General features: G+C 66.4%; 20 protein-coding genes. 12 read left to right on the forward strand and 8 right to left on the reverse strand.

Annotated features, from left to right (window positions below; translation table 11 throughout):
• The first annotated feature begins 11 nt into the window (after positions 1–11).
• The 3 genes from ATJ93_RS05850 to ATJ93_RS05860 all read left to right on the forward strand — a co-directional run bounded on the left by ATJ93_RS05850 (position 12) and on the right by ATJ93_RS05860 (position 1,764).
• Positions 12–218, forward strand: coding sequence for a DUF2196 domain-containing protein (locus tag ATJ93_RS05850; RefSeq protein ID WP_120243646.1), 207 nt, complete (start codon positions 12–14; stop codon positions 216–218).
• A 147-nt stretch (positions 219–365) separates the two neighbouring features.
• Positions 366–1,235 (forward strand): YihY/virulence factor BrkB family protein, encoded by an 870-nt coding sequence (locus tag ATJ93_RS05855; RefSeq protein WP_120243647.1) that lies wholly within the window; start codon positions 366–368, stop codon positions 1,233–1,235.
• Positions 1,236–1,281: 46 nt separating this feature from the next.
• Positions 1,282–1,764 carry a hypothetical protein gene (locus tag ATJ93_RS05860; protein WP_120243648.1) on the forward strand — a complete coding sequence of 161 codons (483 nt, stop codon included), beginning with the start codon at positions 1,282–1,284 and terminating at the stop codon, positions 1,762–1,764.
• A 28-nt stretch (positions 1,765–1,792) separates the two neighbouring features.
• On the opposite strand, the gene ATJ93_RS05865 is transcribed toward ATJ93_RS05860, so the two are convergent.
• Positions 1,793–2,440 carry an ERCC4 domain-containing protein gene (locus ATJ93_RS05865; RefSeq protein ID WP_120243945.1) on the reverse strand — a complete coding sequence of 216 codons (648 nt, stop codon included), beginning with the start codon at positions 2,438–2,440 and terminating at the stop codon, positions 1,793–1,795.
• Positions 2,441–2,603: 163 nt separating this feature from the next.
• Between ATJ93_RS05865 and ATJ93_RS05870 the strand changes: the two genes are divergently transcribed.
• A complete protein-coding gene (locus tag ATJ93_RS05870; RefSeq protein ID WP_120243649.1) occupies positions 2,604–2,828 on the forward strand; it encodes a hypothetical protein in 225 nt (74 codons plus the stop codon).
• Here ATJ93_RS05870 and ATJ93_RS05875 read toward each other — a convergent pair.
• Positions 2,825–3,463 (reverse strand): phosphoribosyltransferase, encoded by a 639-nt coding sequence (locus tag ATJ93_RS05875; protein ID WP_120243650.1) that lies wholly within the window; start codon positions 3,461–3,463, stop codon positions 2,825–2,827. The genes ATJ93_RS05870 and ATJ93_RS05875 overlap by 4 nt on opposite strands.
• Before the next feature lie 164 nt (positions 3,464–3,627).
• On the opposite strand from ATJ93_RS05875, the gene ATJ93_RS05880 reads away from it, so the two are divergent.
• Positions 3,628–4,404, forward strand: a complete 777-nt coding sequence (locus ATJ93_RS05880) for an NAD(P)H-hydrate dehydratase (protein ID WP_120243651.1) — start codon at positions 3,628–3,630, stop codon at positions 4,402–4,404.
• A gap of 25 nt (positions 4,405–4,429) precedes the next feature.
• On the opposite strand, the gene ATJ93_RS05885 is transcribed toward ATJ93_RS05880, so the two are convergent.
• On the reverse strand, positions 4,430–7,342 hold the full coding sequence (locus tag ATJ93_RS05885) for an MEDS domain-containing protein (RefSeq protein ID WP_120243652.1): 2,913 nt from the start codon (positions 7,340–7,342) through the stop codon (positions 4,430–4,432).
• 261 nt (positions 7,343–7,603) lie between these two features.
• On the opposite strand from ATJ93_RS05885, the gene ATJ93_RS05890 reads away from it, so the two are divergent.
• From ATJ93_RS05890 to ATJ93_RS05905, 4 genes are all read left to right on the forward strand, one after another.
• Positions 7,604–8,359, forward strand: coding sequence for a class I SAM-dependent methyltransferase (locus ATJ93_RS05890; protein ID WP_120243653.1), 756 nt, complete (start codon positions 7,604–7,606; stop codon positions 8,357–8,359).
• Positions 8,356–9,480 (forward strand): pyridoxal-phosphate-dependent aminotransferase family protein, encoded by a 1,125-nt coding sequence (locus tag ATJ93_RS05895; RefSeq protein WP_120243654.1) that lies wholly within the window; start codon positions 8,356–8,358, stop codon positions 9,478–9,480. The genes ATJ93_RS05890 and ATJ93_RS05895 overlap by 4 nt, the downstream gene beginning before the upstream one ends.
• 106 nt (positions 9,481–9,586) lie before the next feature.
• On the forward strand, positions 9,587–9,865 hold the full coding sequence (locus tag ATJ93_RS05900; protein WP_120243655.1) for a hypothetical protein: 279 nt from the start codon (positions 9,587–9,589) through the stop codon (positions 9,863–9,865).
• Positions 9,866–10,119: 254 nt separating this feature from the next.
• Positions 10,120–11,319: a redox-regulated ATPase YchF gene (locus ATJ93_RS05905; protein ID WP_120243656.1), complete on the forward strand. Its 1,200-nt coding sequence runs from the start codon at positions 10,120–10,122 to the stop codon at positions 11,317–11,319.
• A gap of 39 nt (positions 11,320–11,358) precedes the next feature.
• Here the strand turns inward: ATJ93_RS05905 and ATJ93_RS05910 are convergent, their stop codons facing one another.
• Complete coding sequence (locus ATJ93_RS05910; RefSeq protein WP_120243657.1) at positions 11,359–11,595, reverse strand: hypothetical protein; 237 nt, start codon at positions 11,593–11,595, stop codon at positions 11,359–11,361.
• A gap of 225 nt (positions 11,596–11,820) precedes the next feature.
• Between ATJ93_RS05910 and ATJ93_RS05915 the strand changes: the two genes are divergently transcribed.
• Positions 11,821–12,477 carry a hypothetical protein gene (locus ATJ93_RS05915; RefSeq protein WP_120243658.1) on the forward strand — a complete coding sequence of 219 codons (657 nt, stop codon included), beginning with the start codon at positions 11,821–11,823 and terminating at the stop codon, positions 12,475–12,477.
• 4 nt (positions 12,478–12,481) lie between these two features.
• On the opposite strand, the gene ATJ93_RS05920 is transcribed toward ATJ93_RS05915, so the two are convergent.
• The 4 genes from ATJ93_RS05920 to ATJ93_RS05935 form a co-directional block, all read right to left on the reverse strand.
• Positions 12,482–14,326 (reverse strand): carbon starvation CstA family protein, encoded by a 1,845-nt coding sequence (locus tag ATJ93_RS05920; protein ID WP_120243659.1) that lies wholly within the window; start codon positions 14,324–14,326, stop codon positions 12,482–12,484.
• A gap of 144 nt (positions 14,327–14,470) precedes the next feature.
• Positions 14,471–15,484, reverse strand: a complete 1,014-nt coding sequence (locus ATJ93_RS05925) for an ArsA family ATPase (protein ID WP_120243660.1) — start codon at positions 15,482–15,484, stop codon at positions 14,471–14,473.
• A gap of 1 nt (position 15,485) precedes the next feature.
• Positions 15,486–15,782 carry a hypothetical protein gene (locus ATJ93_RS05930; protein ID WP_120243661.1) on the reverse strand — a complete coding sequence of 99 codons (297 nt, stop codon included), beginning with the start codon at positions 15,780–15,782 and terminating at the stop codon, positions 15,486–15,488.
• 127 nt (positions 15,783–15,909) lie between these two features.
• A complete protein-coding gene (locus tag ATJ93_RS05935; RefSeq protein WP_120243662.1) occupies positions 15,910–16,323 on the reverse strand; it encodes an SRPBCC family protein in 414 nt (137 codons plus the stop codon).
• Between the two features lie 147 nt (positions 16,324–16,470).
• Here ATJ93_RS05935 and ATJ93_RS05940 point away from each other — a divergent pair, with 147 nt between their 5' ends.
• A complete protein-coding gene (locus tag ATJ93_RS05940; RefSeq protein WP_120243663.1) occupies positions 16,471–16,692 on the forward strand; it encodes a hypothetical protein in 222 nt (73 codons plus the stop codon).
• A gap of 135 nt (positions 16,693–16,827) precedes the next feature.
• Positions 16,828–18,549, forward strand: a complete 1,722-nt coding sequence (locus ATJ93_RS05945) for a spermidine synthase (RefSeq protein ID WP_120243664.1) — start codon at positions 16,828–16,830, stop codon at positions 18,547–18,549.
• Positions 18,550–18,551 lie beyond the last annotated feature (2 nt).

Here is an 18,551-nt window from a genome sequence, read left to right on the forward strand (position 1 = left end):
TCACCACCCGTATGTCGAGCGAACGCCCTACCGCCGAGGAACTCCGCCAGGGAATCACCGTCGAGATCGTGCAGGGCGATCAGGACGTCCAGTCCGAGGATCAGGAGCCGATCGTCGGCGAAATCGGGACGATCTACGGCGACGATCCGAAGGGGCCGGAGGTGGAGCTGAAAAGCGGCGTCGTCGGCCACGTGCAGTCGGTCGTTGCGGACGAGTAACGCTCACGCGACGTTCTCCTTGCGCTCGTCTTCGTCCGATTTCGATCACGAGCCAGTCACGAGCAGCGTCGGCTCCGCCCGGTAGGGACACCGTACCGGCACAAGGAACTTCCTGCCGTCCGTTGAGGGCGGGATCGAACGCAGTTCATGGCTGACTCCGACTCGAGACCCAGACTCCGAACGCTCGCCCGCGACGTCGCCGCGGTCGCCCGCGAGCGCCAGCTAAGCGTCAAGTCAGCGGGACTGGCCTACCACGCCGTCAATACGCTCGTCCCCTTGCTCATCCTCGCGCTCGTCGGCGCCGCGCTGGTCGACTCGCTCGAGCCGCTGCTCGCGGCGGTCTCGAGTGCGACCGGACTCGGCGGAACGGGACTCGAGGGGGCGGCGGCGACCGCAAACGGTAGCGCTCGGAGGCGAGCCGCCGTGCTGGCGCTGTGTATCCTCCTGTGGAGTGCGGTTCGGCTGTTTCAGGCGATCAACAGCGCGTTCACCGACGTCTACGGCTCGCGGAAGGACGCGTTGTACGTCGACGCGGCGACGACCGTGACGCTCGTGACGGCGCTCTACGTCGTCCTCGCGACGGCGACGCTTTCGGTCGGCGTCGCGCTGGTCAGCGTCGTCGGACTGAGCGTCTCGGTGCTTGGTGGCCTCCCGCTTGCCGCGGGCGGGTCTGTCCTCCTCGCGGCGCTCTTGACTGGCGTCTTCCTGCCGATGTACTACTGGTTTCCGCAAGCCGACGTCTCGGTACGGGAGGTGCTCCCGGGAACCGCGTTCGCGGCCCTCTCCTGGACCGCGCTGGCCGGCGGCTTCCGGCTCTACGTCGCGACCTCCGAGAGCGTCGCCCTGTTCGGCGTCGCCGGCGCGGTCCTCCTGATTCTGACGTGGGTGTACCTCGGCGGGCTCTGCCTACTGCTCGGTGCAGTCTTGAACGCCGTGCTCGCGGGACGCGTCGAACCGGAGGACGGCTGGGTGCCGATGCGGGACCTGTGGTCGGAGTACGCGGACGTGTTCAAGTGACCGCCAGACGTATTGGCTGTCCGAGAGAAGAGCCGTTCAGCCTCCGATGTCGACCCCGCTGCGTTCGGCGATCGCCCGCAACCTGACTGTTGCCAAGCTCGCGGTCACGGTTGGCTTCCCCGCAGCGACGGTGACGTTTCTGACCCTCTCGATCGTCCTCGAGGGCACGGGATTGATGAGTGCGGAGCGGATCCTGTCGTCGCGTCCGGAACTCGTCGGTCTCCTCGGCTGCTCGCTGCTGATCGGCTTGCAGGTCGCGGCCGAAGTCGCCGCCGTCCGCGTCGACGGCGCGGGCGCCGTCAATCGCGGGCCGTGGCCGATCGTCGTCGGCCGATACCTGTTGGGGATCGGCGGTATCGGCCTCTTTCTGATCGCGGTCTCGTGGGTCGGACTCTCGGCGGCGCTGGCGGCGCTCAGCGGCGAAACTACCGATCCGAGCCTGCTGATCGGTATCGCAGCCGCCTACCTCTGCTACAGAAGCGCGAGTGCGTTCCGCGACGGGTTCCGAAGCCGGAGCGACGAGGGGTAGGAGGGCGACGCCGCTATCGGCCACTCTGTCATTCCCGAAACGCTGCGTAGATCGTCTCCGCCCGCGTCTCGCCGATCCCGTCGATCCGCGTGAGGTCCTCGAGGTCGGCCGCGAGCAGCGATTCGACGGTTGGATACCGCTCGTACAGCGTGGTCGCAAGTTCGGGACCGATACCGTCGATGCAGCCGTACATCCGCTTGGTCGTCGGTTCCCTGCGACTCGCGACCGCGCCGACCGGGAGTCGCCGGCTCGAGGGATCTTCCGCGTGTTTCCGGCCGAGCCGAATCGCGAAGTCGACGAGTCGGCTGCGATCCGTACAGGGGACGACGGGTACCTCGTGGCGGGCCGTAATCGAGGCCATCGAGCCGCGGATCGACTCGGGGGAGACGGCCGTCCGCAGCGACTCGAGGTCGAGGAAGTCGCCCTCCAGCAGGAGGTAGGAGTGGTCGTAGGAGTCGGCCATCCGCGCGACCTGCTCCTCGAGGTCGGGGCCGGAGCGGCCCATCGCCGTGCTGACGTAGTCGCGGGGCGTCTTCCGTTCGAAGCCGATCGAGTCGATCGCGATGTCACCCGACGGGAGCCGGTCGACGACGACCTCCGTCACGTCGGGGTGCTCGCGGACGGCCTCGACGAGGCCCGCGGGCTCCCGGTCGTCGACGGTGACGACGACGCGCATACTCATACCGGGTGGAGGGGCTCGAACGATGAACGGGTGTCGGTTCGACGCGGCGTCGCTACGTCAGTTCGGTATGGCGAGCGGCCCGATCGGGCTGACTCGAGCGGAGTACCACTGTGACACCGCGCGTACTTTTTTCTCCCCAGACTGTGGCTCTGTTGATATGGTCAGTTCGGTCGTCGTACTCCTCATCGCCGCCCTCCTGATCCAGTTCCCGATCGCTGTCCTCGTCTACGTCGACGCGAGACGACTCGATCTCGAGCGGCCGGCGATGTACTCCCTCGGCATCCTTTCGGTTCCACTCGCCGGGTGGGTCGTCGTGCTCTGGTATCTCTCGCAGCGGTCGGAACTGCCGCGAGCGGACGAGGCGACGGCCGATTCCGATTAGGAGCGGCCGCCCAGCCCCTCGAGATAGCGAATCGCTTCCTCGTCGGTCACCTGCCCGAACTCGCGGTAGAACTGCCCGACCGCGCGGAAGTTCTCGGGGGTCTCGAGCGCGATCACTTCGTCGGCTTCGGCCTCGAGGTCCGCGACGGACTGGGGCGAGCCGACGGGGACCGCCAGGCCGACGTAGTCGGCGTCGGCCGCGCGAACCTGTCGGAGACACGCCGTCGCGGTCGCGCCCGTCGCGACGCCGTCGTCGACGACAAGGACGCGTTTTCCCTCGATATCGGGCAATCCGTCGGCGTCGCGGTACCGGTCGGCCTTCTCGCGGGCGTTTTGGGCTTCCTCCGTGCGGATCCGTTCGAGGTAGTCGTCGGAGACGCCGAGCCGATCGATGAGGTCGTCGTTGTACCAGACGCTGCCGTCGCTGGCGACCGCGCCCAGCGCCAGTTCCGGGTTGTTCGGTGCCCCCATCTTTCGGGCGACGACGACGTCGAGATCGGCCTCGAGCGCGTCCGCGACCGGCCGCGCGACGGGCAAGGCCCCGCGCGGGATGCCGAGGACGACGTCGGCTTCGACGCCCCGCGCCTCGAGTTCGGCCGCGAGTCGATCGCCCGCTTCGCTTCGAGTGGTGAACATGGTCGGGACTAGGCGGGCAACGCCCTTTGCGTTACCGTAGCACACGACGGGGCTGACGTTCGACGCAAGAGGAAGTCGGGAAGCCTCGAGCACGGTCGCACCCTGGCGACCGGACTGGAACACGCTTGCCGAACCACTACCCGTTCCGGTTCGGGAAGTGGCGTATGGGACGACTCCAGCGAACGCTCTCGAACGTCTCCGAGGAGTCGGGGATGGACAACGGCCGCGTCGCCGTCGTCGGCGGCAGCATCGACTACCCGAACCAGCCGGCGATCACCGGCATGGCGGCGCTGCGGACCGGGTCGGACCACGTCCGGGCGCTGGTCGCCGAGAACATCTACGAGATCGTCGCGAGTCACTCGCCGAACCTGCTGACGAGTTACTACGCCGGCGAGCGGTTCAGCGAGGACGCCGTCGAGCAAACCCTGGATATCTGCGAGTGGGCCGACGCGCTCGTGATCGGTCCCGGACTCGTCGACGCGGAGACCGAAGCGGTCTGCGAGACCATCGACGGCGTCGACGTGCCGGTCGTCGTCGACGCGCTCGCGATCGAGCCCGCGCTCGACGCCGACCTCTCGAGTGCGATCCTCACGCCGAGCAGTTCGGAGGACGATCCGATTCGGGACGGCTACGGCTCGCTCGAGGCGTTTACGGAGGAGACGGGCGCGGTCATTACGCTGACCGGCGGCGTCGACGAGATAATCACCGGCGGCGAACGGCTGCGCAACGAGACGGGAACGTCGGCGATGACCGTCGCCGGGACCGGCGACACGATGGCCGGGATCACGGCCTCGCTGCTCGGACAGGGGATGGACCGGACGGAAGCCGCGGAACTAGGCGCGTGGATCCTCGGCAAGAGCGGCGAACTCGCGACGGCCGAGTACGGGCCGGGCGTCCTTGCGACGGACGTGATCGAGCGGATCCCGGATACGATCCGGTAAGAGAGCACAAATCGGCGGCGGCCGATTATCGACCGCGCACCGCGGGCAGCGTGAACGAGAACGTCGAGCCCTCGCCGGGTTCGGAGTCGACCCAGATGTCGCCGCCATGGCGCTCGACGATCCGTTGACAGAGCGCCAGCCCGATGCCCGTCCCCTCGTACTCCTCGCGGCTGTGGAGGCGATCGAAGACGGTAAACACCCGATCCTGATCGGCCGGATCGATGCCGATCCCGTCGTCTTCGACCGAAATCACCCACTCCCGTCCGCGGCGGGTCGCATCGACGCGGATCGCCGGCGGGGTATCGCCGCTGTACTGGATCGCGTTCTCGAGTAAGTTCTGGAAGACCTGGCGCAACTGGCTCGCGTCGCCCTCGACGCGGGGGAGGTCGTCGGTCGCGATCTCGGTGCCGGTCTCTTCGATCTGAATCTGGAGGTCCGCTCGAACGTCGTCGACGAGCGCGTCCAGTTCGACCGGCTCGAGCGGATCGCCCTGGGTCTCGATCCGGGAGTAGGCCAGCAGGCCGTCGATCATCTCGCGCATGCGGTCGGCGCCGTCGACCGCGTACGCGAGGAACTCCCGGCCGTCCTCGTCGAAGGCGTCGGCGTAGCGGTTCTCGAGGAGTTGGAGGTAGCTCGTGACCATCCGCAGGGGCTCCTGGAGGTCGTGGGAGGCCGCGTAGGCGAACTGCTCTAAGCGCTCGTTGGACTCCTCGAGCGCTCGTTCCCGTTGGGTTCGCTCGAGTTCGTACTGGATCCACTGGGCCATGAGCTGGTGGAAGGTCCGTTCGGCGTCCGTGAACGGGCGGTCGCGCGAGCCCGTCGAGACGAAGAAGAAGGTCCGATCGGGCTCGGTCTCGAGTTCGATGCGCGTGCCGAGGTACGTCTCGACGCCGAACTCCTCGTAGGCGAGGGTGTTGCCGAACCCGGCTCGTTCTGGATCGGTGATGTCCGCCAGCGGGTCGTCGTCGACGGTGGCCCGACAGTAGGTTTCCGAGAGCGGCGCCTCCGCGCCGGGCTGGAGGTGGTCGTGGTCGTAGTCGCCGTTTACGGCCTGTACGGTGAACGAATCGGTCGCGGGATCGATTTTCGCGATGCCGCCCAGTTCGAGATCGAACCGCTCGCAGCCCAACTCGAACAGATCGTCTACCTTCTCCTCGAACGATCGATCGGGATCGGCGGCGATCCGAGTCAGCGTCTGCTGGTGGTGTTCGCGCTGTTCGCGCTCGAGTTCGTAGCTGACCCACTGGCCCAGCAACTCGAGGAACGTCCGCTCGGTCTCGGAGAACGGCCGGTCGCGGGGCTCCGTACTGCCGAACCAGAACGTTCCGTACGGCGTCGATCCGTCCATCACTCGCGTCCCGATGTAACTCGTCAACCCGAACTCGCGGTGGATCCGATCGTGCTCCCAGTCGGTGCCGCCAACGTCCGCCATCGCGACCGGTTCGTCGGCTTCGATGGTCCGTCGGCAGAAACACCCGTACCCCGGATCCGACCACAGTTCCTCGTCGGGATCGACGCCGAGACCGACCCCCTTCTCCAGCCGGAACTCGCCGCCCCACGCCGGGAGGTGGTTCAGCCCGCCCATCTCGAGGCCGAACCACTCGCAGCCCAACTCGAGCAACTCCTCGAGTTTCTCGTCGAAGTCGCGCTCGGGGTCGGCCGTGATCCGGTAGCTCTCCCGCAGGAACTGCTCGCGTTGTCGGCGCTGGAGTTCGTACTCGATGCACTGTCCCATCAGGTCGAGGAACGTCCGTTCGGCGTCCGTAAACGGGACGGGACGCGCCCTCTCGGAGGCGAAACACAGCGTGCCGTACTCCTCGCCGCCGACGTGGACGGTCGTGCCGAAGTACGCGTCCAGGCCGAACCGCTCGTAGGCGGGGTCGTCGGTCCACCCGGCCTCGGCCGCGTCCTGCACGGCGATCGTTCCCGGCGAGGCGAGGAGTTTCTCGCAGTACGTGTCACAGAGCGAGTCGGTAACGCCCGCCCGAATGCGGTCGTGCTCGCCGACGGCTTCGACGATCTCGAACGACTCCTCGCCGCGGGTTTCCGTGAAGTAACCGATCTCGAGGCCGAGCCGCTGGCGGCCTAGCTCGAGCAGGCGCTCGATCTTCTCGCCGAGCGATGCAGTCGGGTCCGCGATCGTCTCGTAGAGTTCCCGCTGGTACCGCTCGCGGCGCTCGATCGTCGTTCGCGCGTCGGTCCGATCGACGAGCGTCGCCAACTTCCGGTCGAGTTCCCGCGACGGCCGGTCGTCGCCGAAGTACTCCTCGGGCGGCGTGTAGTAGAAGTTCTGACAGACGGTCGCGTCCTCGTAGACGAGAAACGGATGTGTGTTGAGGACGTCGTGGAGAACCTCGGCCGGGAACCGGTTTCGGTTGTACTGACAGAGGACCGCGTAGTCTTCGCCGTCGTAGAGCGGATTGAGGAGTTCCTCGTACTCGCAGACGTCGTCGAGTTCCGTCTCGTCGTCCTCGAGCGCCCACGTCATCTCGGCGGTCGCTCTGAGGCCCGTAAACTCGTCGGCGGTCGCGTCCGCGAGGGCGTCCGCCCAGAACTCGAGCATCGCCTCGCGGTCGAACTCGCCGGTCCGGCGGTAGGTCTCCGCGGCCGTGTGAACGACGAGCGCCCCGGACTCGAGGGCACGATCGACCTCGATCCCGCGCGTTCGCATCGCCTCGAGGACCTCGTCGACGGTGTTGTCGTCGGCGACGTAGAGACACTGTTCGCCGCGCTCGAGTCCTTCTTTGATAAACCGGACGGCCGTTTCGAACTGCTGCTGTCGATCTTCGTAGATGAGGGCGAAGTGGTCGTTGTCGTCGTGGGTCTCGACCGATCCGGGCGGGCCGCGAACATCGCCGGTCGACGCTGTGGACGTGAACCCGCGTTCGTCGTCGGCTGTCTGGTAGCGGCTGGTGTGGGTAGATACCTGTTTGCTCATGAATTCCCTCCGATCGCCCGGCGATCCAGAGACAAACGGATCCTCGGCTTCGGCAGCCGGGCAGGTGCTTCGTACCGGACGGTGCTCGTCGGGCAAAGAGATGAGACCGAGGACAAAAAGGGTGTCGAGGAACCCGTTATACTGGGGGTTTGGAGGTTCAGACGAGAGCGGTGAGTCGCCGGCACGAGCGATGCGGGGACGCCAGTCTCGACGGCTGTTCGACGGCGTAGACTGAATACCGAGCCCGTGCTACGTGCACACATGTCGGAGCAATCAGCTCGACCGACGACCGAAACCGAGACCGAGGCCGAAACCGATGACATCGACCACCCCGTTTTCGCCGCGCTCTACGATCTGCTCCCCGACTCGGTGCTGCTCAGACCCCACCGCGAGTACCTCGCACGGGACCTCTCGGGACGGGTCCTCGAGATCGGCCCGGGAAGCGGGGCGATGTTCCCCTACGTCGCCGACGGCGCGGCGGCCGACCTCGAGTACCACGCGATCGAACCGGATCCGAACATGCGCACGCGTGCAGCGAAAGCGGCCCGCGAGGCCGGACTGTCCGTCGACCTGCGCGACGCTCGGGCCGAGTCGCTGCCCTACCCCGACGACTCGTTCGACGCGGTCGTCTCCGCGCTGGTCTTTTGCACCGTCCAGGACCCCGACGCCGCGCTGGCGGAGCTCGCTCGCGTCCTGCGACCCGACGGGGAGTTTCGGTTCCTCGAGCACGTCGGCAACGACGGCTGGCGCGGAACCGGCCAGAATCTGTTGAACCCGCTCTGGAGCCGGGCGTCGGGCGGCTGTAACCTCACTCGGAATACCGTCTCGCGGTTCGCCGGCCACGACGCGTTCGCCGTCGAGGAGATCGAGCGCCTCGAGTTCGGGTTCTTTCCGGTGACGCCGGTCGTCCGAGGCACGTTGCGCCGGGAGCGCGGCGGTTTGGGAGACGCGCTCGGTGACGAGCCGCTCGAGAGCCTCGGGGATTTATCGGGCTCGGGGTCCCGGCTGTCGATATGAGCAGCGATCGACTGCGGATGACGCCGGGGCCGACCGAGGTCCCCGACGCGGTGCGCCAGCGGATGGCCGAACCGACGCCGAACCCCGATATCGAGAGCGAATTCTTCGATATCTACCGGTCGCTAACGGCTAACCTCGAGCGGATCTACGCGGCGGGCGGGGACGCCGACGATTCGAGTCTCGACCGAGACGTCGCCGTCCTCGGCGGCGAGGGAATTCTCGGCCTCGAGGCCGCCGTCGCCTCGCTGCTCGAGGAGGGCGACCGCGTGCTCTGTCTCTCGAACGGGCTCTACGGCGACGGCTTCGCCGACTTCGTCGAAGACTACGGCGGCGAGGCCGTCACCTGCGAGTTCCCCTGGCGGGAGACCCTCGAGGCCGACGCCGTCCGCGAAGCACTGGAACGCGCCGCCGACGCCGGCGAGCCGTTCGACCTCGCGACGATGGTCCACTGCGAGACGCCGACGGGAACGCTGAACGACCTCGAGCCGGTGCTCGACGCGCTCGAGGAGCACGACCACGACGTACTCTCGATCGTCGACGCGGTCTCCGCGGTCGGCGGCACGCCCGTTCCGACCGACCGGATCGACGTCTGTCTGGGCGCGAGCCAGAAGTGTCTGAGCGCGCCGCCGGGGCTGACGACCTGCGCGGTCAGCGACCGCGCGTGGGAGCGCATCGAGACCGTCGAAACCCGGTCGCTGTACACGAATCTCGAGCCCTGGCGGAACGCCGCCGACGAGGACGTCGAGTGGTTCCCCTACACCCACCTCTCGGCGAACGTCGCCGGCCTCGAGACCGCGACCGACCTGCTGCTCGAGGAGGGTCTCGAGAGCGTCTTCGAGCGCCACGAAGCGGCGGCCGAGCGGTGTCGCGAGCGAGCCGCGGAACTCGGCCTCGAACTCTATCCCGAAGCGGACGCGGCCTCGCCGACGGTGACCGCGCTCGAGGTCGAGGGCCGGGCCGCGGAACTGCAGGAACGAATGCGAGAGAACCACGACATCGTCCTCGCGACCGGCCTCGGCGACCTCGAGGACGACGTTCTCCGCGTCGGCCACATGGGCCACAACGCGCGTCTGGAGCGGGTCGATCGGACGATGGACGCGCTCGAGGCGGTGCTCGAGTGATCAGCCCGGCTTCAATCGAAGCGGTGAGGCCCCGAACTGCGGGATGAACGCGTAGCCGGAACCTGCAGGTCCAACCGTTTCCCGGACGTCGGCCCTAGCGTCGTCCATGTCCGAACCCGATCGGGAGCCAACCAAGAAACCGACGAACACGAAGAAGGAGGCGAAACACGAGGACCAGTGGATGATCCGTAACTGGATCGGGGTCGCCGTCGTCTCGATCTTCGGCCTCCTGTTGCTTATGATCGCGTTGATGCAGGCGACCGGCGTCATGGACGTGTTCGGCTCCGTCGCGGAGACGGGGACCCAGCAGTGGGCCGTCTTCGGTGTGCTCGCGCTGATCTGGCTCGCGCTCGCCGGCTGGAGCTGGAAAGCGATCTCCGGCTAACGAGGGCAACGGCGGGTTCCGTTTCGGTTTCGATCGGCTTTGTAACGTCACGCATTCTCTGCGCTCTCCCATCCGTGTGCTCGAGCCACCCATCGTCAGCGCTTCGCGCTGACGCGCAGCAGAACCGCGCTGCGATTCGGCGACGGCGACGATGAACGACCGACGCGACCGAACGACTGATTCGCGTGTGTTTTCTCGTAACACACTCTCGTCGGAAGGAAACGTGTTTAATCGGGCCGCTCCTGGGACGGCTAATGAGTACGAGTTACCGGATCGGACTGGTCGGCAAACCGTCCGTCGGCAAATCTTCCTTCTTCAACGCGGCGACGATGAACGACGTGCCCGAGGGTGCCTACCCGTTCACGACGATCGATCCCAGCGTCGGCGAGGCCTACGTCCGCGTCGACTGCGCGGCCCCCGAGTTCGACGAGGAGTGTACGCCTAACGTCGGCTACTGCGATCACGGCACGCGGTTCGTCCCGACGAAACTCGTCGACGTCGCCGGCCTCATCCCCGGCGCTCACGAGGGCGCCGGGCTGGGGAACCAGTTCCTGACCGACCTGAACGAAACCGACGTGCTCGTCCACGTCGTCGACTTCTCCGGCCAGACCGACCTCGAGGGCGAACCCACCGAGGACCACGATCCCCGGAAGGACATCGACTTCCTCGAGGAGGAACTCGACCAGTGGTACCTCGGTATCCTCGAGAAAGGTATCGAACGCTACGAATCCGGCTACACGACCGAAGACGACGCCATCGAGGAGGAACTCGCCGAGCAGATGAGCGCGTTCAAGACCAACGAGGACGAGATCAAACGGCTCATCCGCCGAATAGACATCGGCTTCGACCCCGAAGAGTGGGAGGACGACGATAAACTCGAGCTCGCCCGCGAAATCCGCAAGGAGACCAAGCCGATGGTCGTCGCGGCGAACAAGATGGATCTCCCGGAGGCCCAGGAGAACTACGCGGAGATCACGGACGACCCCGACTACGACCACCTGACGTTCGTTCCCTGCAGCGCCCACGCCGAGAAGGCGCTCAAGTCCGCTGACAAGGCCGGCGTCGTCGACTATCGCCCCGGCGATGCGGACTTCGAAATTACGGGCGACATCTCGGGCGAGCAGGAGGAGGGTTTAGAGCAGATTCGCGACTTCCTCTCCGAGTACGGCGCGACGGGCGTCCAGGCCGCGCTCGAGACGGCGCTGTTCGACGTGCTCGGCGTCGTCCCGGTGTTCCCGGGCGGCGCGAACGGGCTGGGCAACGAGCGCGGCGAGGTGCTGCCCGACTGCTACCTGATCCCGCCGAACTCGACCGCGGAGGACTTCGCGTACAGCCTCCACTCCGACATCGGCGACGGGTTCCTCCACGCGATCGACTGCCGGACGAACCGGCAACTGGGCAAGGACTACGAGGTCGAGTCGCGGGACGTGATCGAAGTTATCACGACGAACTGAGCGCTTCGCACCCCCTCTCAGCTCGATTTTTGCTGTCGTTCACCGGCCCCAAGTGAGCCGCTCTACCGCCGTATCGAGGCGCGACGAGACGCGGTCCATCCAGCCGTCGGGAGAGAGCGACCGGAGCCGCCCCTCGTCGACCTCGATCCGCTCCGGGCCGAAGAGGTCGCGTCCTGCGCGTTCGTCGCCGTTCCCGCCGTCGTCCTCCCCCTCGGTGACGGCCTCGAGCGCGATCGACGTCGAACACCGACCGCAGGCCTCGCGTTCTTTTGGCATGATTATTCATCCAGCAGTACGGCCCGCCGCGACTTAAGCGCTGGCTCCGGGCCCGGGGCGACGCGCTTTTGGTCTCGGCGTGGCATTTCATCGCATGGTCGATGGTGTCGTGAACGGCGATTCGGGCGCGCGGACTCGAGACGCGCCCGCCCGCCGCTCGAGTTCGCAGTCGCTCGGGGGTCGGACAGCCGCGAAAAGAACGAAAGAGCAATCGGGGGACCGGACATGAGCGACCACGAGAGACGGAGTGGGGATGTTGCCGGTTCGGAGCACTCGGTCGAGGGACCGGAGTCGGAAACGGGGACGAGCGAACCCGACGTCCCCGACTGGGACGACGACTACGTCGACCGCGTGAGCGACCGGCTCATGCACAACTACGACTTAGAGAAGGACCGCACCGTCGCCGGCGAGCGCTTTACGCTGTACGGGCGGATGAACCTCGTCAGCCAGAAGCACTTCCTCCACCCGGCGATCTCGCTCGCCGAGCACGAGTCGAACGAACACCTGTTCGTCCAGCGCGTCGACCGCGTCGACGACCGCACGCTCGATCGGTACGTCGACCTCGGGCACGAACTGGCTGATTCGGATGCGTGGCTCGAGCCCGACGAGGAACACTTCGCGACGGAGTTTACGTTCGTCGCGGTCGCGCCGTCGATTCCCGACGACCTGGGCCGTCGCGTCGCGGACTTTTCGGAGCGAACGCTACTGAAGTACGGCTACCACGGCCACTACGAAATCAACCTGGTCGTCGTCGCACCGGAGCAGGAAGAACTGGTCGCCAACGAGAACGCCGACGTCGAAGCGGCGTTTCGACTCTGGGAAGAAATCGAGCGCGAGGAGCCGGGAATTCTCGGGCTGATCGCCCGCCGGCTCCAGCTATAAGCTGTTAGTCGTCAGTCCGTTCTGCGTCGCCGCCGTCGGCTGCGACGGGTTCGTCGCCGATACCGCGGATCGACGAGATGTTGCCGTAACCGATCCGGAGCAGCGCCAGCGCCAGCGCGAGCAGCGTCAGGTTAATGACGATCTGTCCGCCGCCGGCGATCCAGGTCCAGACCGTAGGGTCGCCCGACAGGAGCCGGCTGTACAGCACCTGGTAGAACGCGACCCACAGGAGGCCACACACCGTGATGAAGGCCATCAGGGCTAACGGAGCGCCGGTACTGTACAGCTGCTTGCTCCGGTCCCAGTTGGCGAGCCAGACAGTCCCGGTCAGCAGCGCGAGCGCGGCCAGCAGCTGGTTCGCGCCGCCGAACAGCAGCCACAGGTCCTCCCAACTCCCCGTGCCCAGCAGCACGAAGGCGAAGCCGACGACGAACGTCGTGTTGACGTAGCGGTTCGCGCCGTAGCCCTCGATCGCCGTCTCGGGCGTCCCGACGATCTCCTCGACCATGTACCGGCTCAGTCGAACGGCCGTGTCCATGCTCGTCAGGAGGAAGCTAGCAAGCACCAGCGCCATGAACGGCGCGCCGTAGGTCTCCGGAATGCCGAAGGCCGTGAGGATCACGCCCCCGCCGGTCGCGAAGTTCGGCAGCGCCGTCCCGATTCCGCCGGCGCCGGCGATGCCGGCGACGCCGATCGTACAGAGCGCGACGGCCGCGAGCAGCCCTTCGCCGAGCATGCCGCCGTACCCGATCAGGCGCGCGTCGGTCTCCTTATCGAGTTGCTTCGCGGTGGTCCCCGAGGACACCAGCGAGTGGAACCCGCTGATCGTCCCGCAGGCGATCGTGATGAACAGCAGCGGGAACAGCGGCATCAACTCGTAGGCCGCGTTATCGCTGCCGAACAGCCCGTACCACGCGTCGATCTGGAACTCGAGCGGTTGGCTGGTGGTCGTGACGAACGTCCCGACGATCACGGCCAGCAGCGCGCCGCCCACGCCGGAGTACAGCAGGAACGACGAGAGGTAGTCGCGGGGCTGGAGCAGCATCCAGACCGGCAAGACGCTCGCGAGCCCGCCGTAGACGAGCATCACCAGCACCCACGCCCCGACGTTCGCGTTGAAGCCGAGTTCGGGGATGATCGACGGCGCAGTCTCGCCGAACAGCACGATCGTCTCGGTGTTGGTCACGTTGTCGAAGCCGCCGACCTCGCCGAACAGTGCGATCGGGTACTGGATGCCGACCCACACCGTCGCGAAGATGCCGGCGACGAACACGACCGTGCCGACGGAGAACGGCAGGTTCAGCTGGTACAGCCAGAACCCGAACACGAACGCGAGCCCCACGTAGAGGAGGCTCGCCGTCGCCGCCTGCGGATAGGCGTCGAACACGATCCCGATGACCAGCGCGAACACCGCGACGACGAGAATCGTCAGCAGGAACGCGAACCACAGCAGCATGTTCTTGCCGCGTTCCCCGACGTACTCGCCGATGATGTAGCCGATCGACTTCCCCTCGTGTCGCAGGCTGCTCGAGAGCGAGACGAAGTCGTGGACCGCGCCGATCAGCGGGTTCCCGATCGCGACCCACAGCAGCGCCGGAACCCAACCCCAGACCAGCGCGGCCGTGATCGGGCCGACGATCGGCGCCCCGCCCGCGATACTCGAATAGTGATGCCCCAGTAAGACCGGTTTCTTGGCCGGTACGTACTCCTGCCCGTCTTGGTACTTGTGTGCTGGCGTCTCTCGACTGTCGTCTAGGTCGACGAACTGCGAGAGGTAACGCCCGTACCCGATGTACGCGACGCTAAACAGTACCAGCACCAGTGCCACGATCCAGATCACTCCTGCCATGGTAGTATCTCCCGTGCGACCGATAGTGCGGGATGACCATAAATATAATTCATTGAGGTCCGATGAGACCGAGAATAATACCGGGTCAAGAGGCGGTTACCCGGCCGAAATACGAACTAACGGGGAACGGAACTCGCGTATAACTCAGTTCACTGAGACGTTAAGTTCCGCAGCAACCTCCTCGAGCAGGCTACCTCGAACCTCCTCGACGCGGGTTTCGATCGTCGCGACGACCGGCACGTCGAACTCCCGGTCGATCCGCTCGAGGCGATCGCGCTCGGTTTCGACGCGCTGGCGGAGGTACGTCGCGCCGCGCCCCTCCTCGTGGGACTCGGGTTCCGGCGTCAGTCGGTTGACGACGAGTCCCTCGACGGGGAGGTCGGCGTCGTGCAGTTGGGCGAGCGAGCGCTGGGTTTCCCGGATCGAAAGTTCGTCGGGATTCAACACGAGGTAGAACGACGACTGCTCGCGCAGCACCTCGCCGGCGAACTCGAACCGTTCCTTCCGCGCCTGCAGGCGTGCGAGGATCGGGTCGCCGTCCATCACGCGTCGGGGCGCCTGATTGCCGATCGCGGCCTTCTCGTAGAGGTCGATGCTGTGTTCGCGTTTATCCATCAGCCGGTCGATCCACCCTTGAAGCAGGTCCGGCAACGCGAGCAGCCGCAGGGTCGCCCCGGTCGGCGAGGTGTCGAATACGACCCGATCATAGGGGTCGGCGTTGCGCATCACCTCGATGAACCGATCGAACAGGGCCGCCTCGTACGCGCCGGGGGTCTGGTGGGCCATCTCGAGTTGCGCGTCGACCTCGTTGACCATCCCCGCACTCAGCTGGTCGTTTAGCTGGCGCTTGAGATCGGTGAGGTGCTCTTGGACCTCCTGATCCGGGTCGATCTCCATGGCGGAGAGCCCGTCGTACCCCTCGACCGGCTGCGGGTCGTCATCGAACGTCTGCTCGAAGACGTCGGCCGTGCTGTGGGCCGGGTCCGTCGACACGATCAGCGTCTCGAGTCCCGCCTCGACGCATTCGAGGGCGTAGGCGCTCGAGACGGTTGTCTTGCCGACGCCGCCCTTGCCGCCGACGAAGACGAACTCGGTCCCTGTACTATCATCGACCGCAGTCGCGTCCTCGGATCGGGTTGTCGTAGTAGACTCGCTCATATCAGAAGTGGTACTGGTGGCCCTTGCGTTCGATCAGCGACTGCCGATCCCACATCCGACGCTCCCAGGCCGCGTACTCCTCGCCGAGGTACGGCAGGAGTTCGGCCGTGTAGTAGGATACCGGCGACGGGATGCCGAAGGCATCGGGGAAACACGCGAGCATGAACGCGTCCTCGAGGTCCTCGGCCTCCTGTTCGATCTTCTCAGTGGCCGGATGGGCGATCATTCCGTGGTAGAGCCCGTGGAGCCACTCCTCGAGCGTCGCACGGAACGTGGCGATTCGATCGGCGAGTTCCATCATCAATCATGCGTGACGCTGCGGATAAAAAGATATCGCGTCCCGTGACGGCGAACGGCCCGTCGGCTCCCCTCACGACGGGACGGACCGCGAACCGATCCGGTCGAGCGTCGGTGGTCGCCGTACCTCAGGCGAACTCCGTGGCGATGTGGTCGAGGGCGCGCTCGAGTTCGCCCCTTCGTTTCCACGCAGCGATCCGGTCGGTAAACGGCAGCGAGACGGCGAGCGAGACGGTCGAGCGCAGCAGGACGCGCGTCCCCGAGCCTCCGTCGACTGGCTCAAGGTCGAGCCACGTCTCGAGGTGCGAAAACGGGCCGCCGTCGCCCTCCTGCGTGTAGTAGAGTTCGCTCTCGCGGTCTTCGAATCGGAGCGGGACCTGCAGTCCGGGACCGCCGGCGACGACGACCGTCGCGCCGTCGCGCTCGTGGACGGACTCGACGGTGAAACTCCCCTCTGCCTCGACGATCGTCGGCGGATCGAGCCGCGCCGACAGCTCTGCTGGCGAAGCGTCGACGACGCGCGACGCGGTGACCTCCCGCATACGGCCACGTTCGGGCTACGTGCCATAAACCTCGGTGGCGTGACAGCGGTGCCGGACACCGGCTTCGACGATCGCGGGAGTCGACAACGGGACCGAAGAAACCGGCGAGGGGAAACGGCTAAGTGGCGAACGGCCGCGTTTCCACGCATGGCATCCGACGGGGAACGGGACGGACTCCAGGAAGGACTCGAGTCGTCACAGGGCGATCCGCGGCTGCTGACTGCCCTCAACGCCGTCCTCTCGACGGCCTTTGCCGCGCTGGTTCTCTGGGGATTGGATTTCATCGGCGCCCGCGAGTTTACCCTCACGACGCTGGCGGTCGTCGCCGTCTGTCTCTTCGTGCTCACCTATACCGTCGTTCAGTCCTGAATCCGCCATTTCCCGGCGCTTCGCGACCGTTCGCTCGAGCACCTAGCACCTACGCTATCGCGGTCGCCGCGTCTCGAGCGAGGACTGTACGCCGAGGCGACAAGTACTCACCCGCGGACCCCGTCCCATGGGGTGATGGACGTTGATGGACGGACCATCGCCTCGTACCGCCCCACGAAACCCGGCCTCGCCGTGTTCGTCTCGGGGGTCACGAGCATGGGTATCGAGATTCTCGCGCTCCCGATCGTCGCCCCGCAGTACGGCAGCCACATCTACACCGTCGGCGGCATCCTCACGGTCTGTCTCGCCGCGCTGAGCCTCGGCTACTGGCAGGGTGGCAAGCGCGCCGCGAGCGCGACGACGCGGGAGATGACCTGGATCATGCTCGCGACGGCGGTCTACATGGGCGTCGTGATCTACGCGAACGAACTGTTGGTCGTCCAGACGTCGACGCTCGCGCTCCCGGCGCGGTACGCCGCCTTACCCTCGGTGGTCGTCCTCTTCGGCCCGCCGACCTACCTGCTGGGCTTTATCAGCCCTTACGCGGCCGAACTCTCGGCGAAAGAAAGCACCGGCGAAGCGTCGGGCCACGTCTACGCGCTCGGAACCATCGGCAGCATCGTCGGCTCCGGCGCGACGACGTTCCTGCTGATCCCGCTGCTGTCGATCGGCCAGATCGCGCTCCTGTTCGGGTTCATGCTCGTCGCGACCGCGCTGGCCATCGAGGCACCGTCGCTCCCGCGGAAGCCGACGGCCGCGTCGGTCGTCGTCGCGGCCCTGCTCGTCGTCGCCGCCGGCGGCGGCCCCGTCGCACTCGACTACCGCGGCGACGTCGTCTACGAGACCACCACCTCCTACCAGCAGCAACTCGAGGTCGTCGACGACGGCGACGTGCGGACGATGTACTTGGACGACGCCCGCCACAGTGCGATGGACCTCGAGGATCCCGACCGGCACGTCTTCACCTACACGAAGTACTTCCACCTCCCGATGCTCATGGCCGACGACCCCGACGAGATCGATCGCGTGCTGTTCATCGGCGGCGGCGGATACACGGGGCCACAGGACTTCGAGGAGCGCTACGACGTGACTGTCGACGTCGTCGAGATCGATCCGACGGTCACGGACGCCGCGAAGGAGTACTTCGGCCTCGAGGAGAGCGAGAACCTGACGGTCCACACGGGCGACGGCCGCCAGTACCTCGAGCGGACCGACGAGACCTACGATCTGATCGTCCTCGACGCCTACCAGAAGGATCAGGTCCCGTTCCACCTGACGACTGAAGAGTTCATGACCCTGGCATCGGAGCGGCTGACCGACGACGGCATGCTGTACGCGAACGTCATCTCGGCACCCAGCGGCTCCGCCGGCGCGTTCTACCGCGCTCAGTACCGGACGATGGAGCGGGTCTTCCCCGAGGTCTACAGCTTCCGAACCTCGGAGCGCGAATCGATCCAGAACATCGAGGTCGTCGCCACGAAGAACGCCACCGAGCTTTCGACCGGAGAACTCCAGCAGCGCAACGCCGAGCGCGACCTCGGCGTCGATCTCGAGGATGCGATCCACAACCGGATGGACGAACCCGAAACCGACGACGCGCCGATACTGCGCGACGACCGCGGCAGCGTCAACGGACTGCTCGATCCGATGCTCGGCCAGCGCTACGTCGTCGAGGAGACGAACGGGTCGAACGAGTCGGTGACCGACGCTGAATCCGCCACACCGGCCGCGATCGGCTCACCGTCATCACTCGAGGCGATTGACTCACCGTCGTCGCTCGAGGCGATCGACTCGCCGTCACCGGCATCTGGGATCGAAAACGACGGCGCGCGGCCCGTCCCGGCGAGCGCGACCTGATT

It is taken from the genome of Halopiger aswanensis, assembly GCF_003610195.1.
Taxonomy (GTDB): Archaea; Halobacteriota; Halobacteria; order Halobacteriales; family Natrialbaceae; genus Halopiger; species Halopiger aswanensis.

Bases quoted from the DNA above. Each gene is read 5' to 3' on its own strand.
- ATJ93_RS05860 (WP_120243648.1), top strand. From the start codon at position 1,282: ATGTCGACCCCGCTGCGTTCGGCGATCGCCCGCAACCTGACTGTTGCC.
- ATJ93_RS05900 (WP_120243655.1), top strand. From the start codon at position 9,587: ATGTCCGAACCCGATCGGGAGCCAACCAAGAAACCGACGAACACGAAG.
- ATJ93_RS05910 (WP_120243657.1), bottom strand. From the start codon at position 11,595: ATGCCAAAAGAACGCGAGGCCTGCGGTCGGTGTTCGACGTCGATCGCG.
- ATJ93_RS05880 (WP_120243651.1), top strand. From the start codon at position 3,628: ATGGGACGACTCCAGCGAACGCTCTCGAACGTCTCCGAGGAGTCGGGG.
- ATJ93_RS05885 (WP_120243652.1), bottom strand. From the start codon at position 7,342: ATGAGCAAACAGGTATCTACCCACACCAGCCGCTACCAGACAGCCGAC.
- ATJ93_RS05945 (WP_120243664.1), top strand. From the start codon at position 16,828: ATGGACGTTGATGGACGGACCATCGCCTCGTACCGCCCCACGAAACCC.
- ATJ93_RS05915 (WP_120243658.1), top strand. From the start codon at position 11,821: ATGAGCGACCACGAGAGACGGAGTGGGGATGTTGCCGGTTCGGAGCAC.
- ATJ93_RS05905 (WP_120243656.1), top strand. From the start codon at position 10,120: ATGAGTACGAGTTACCGGATCGGACTGGTCGGCAAACCGTCCGTCGGC.
- ATJ93_RS05930 (WP_120243661.1), bottom strand. From the start codon at position 15,782: ATGGAACTCGCCGATCGAATCGCCACGTTCCGTGCGACGCTCGAGGAG.
- ATJ93_RS05870 (WP_120243649.1), top strand. From the start codon at position 2,604: ATGGTCAGTTCGGTCGTCGTACTCCTCATCGCCGCCCTCCTGATCCAG.
- ATJ93_RS05850 (WP_120243646.1), top strand. From the start codon at position 12: ATGTCGAGCGAACGCCCTACCGCCGAGGAACTCCGCCAGGGAATCACC.
- ATJ93_RS05865 (WP_120243945.1), bottom strand. From the start codon at position 2,440: ATGCGCGTCGTCGTCACCGTCGACGACCGGGAGCCCGCGGGCCTCGTC.
- ATJ93_RS05895 (WP_120243654.1), top strand. From the start codon at position 8,356: ATGAGCAGCGATCGACTGCGGATGACGCCGGGGCCGACCGAGGTCCCC.
- ATJ93_RS05890 (WP_120243653.1), top strand. From the start codon at position 7,604: ATGTCGGAGCAATCAGCTCGACCGACGACCGAAACCGAGACCGAGGCC.
- ATJ93_RS05875 (WP_120243650.1), bottom strand. From the start codon at position 3,463: ATGTTCACCACTCGAAGCGAAGCGGGCGATCGACTCGCGGCCGAACTC.
- ATJ93_RS05925 (WP_120243660.1), bottom strand. From the start codon at position 15,484: ATGAGCGAGTCTACTACGACAACCCGATCCGAGGACGCGACTGCGGTC.
- ATJ93_RS05920 (WP_120243659.1), bottom strand. From the start codon at position 14,326: ATGGCAGGAGTGATCTGGATCGTGGCACTGGTGCTGGTACTGTTTAGC.
- ATJ93_RS05855 (WP_120243647.1), top strand. From the start codon at position 366: ATGGCTGACTCCGACTCGAGACCCAGACTCCGAACGCTCGCCCGCGAC.
- ATJ93_RS05940 (WP_120243663.1), top strand. From the start codon at position 16,471: ATGGCATCCGACGGGGAACGGGACGGACTCCAGGAAGGACTCGAGTCG.
- ATJ93_RS05935 (WP_120243662.1), bottom strand. From the start codon at position 16,323: ATGCGGGAGGTCACCGCGTCGCGCGTCGTCGACGCTTCGCCAGCAGAG.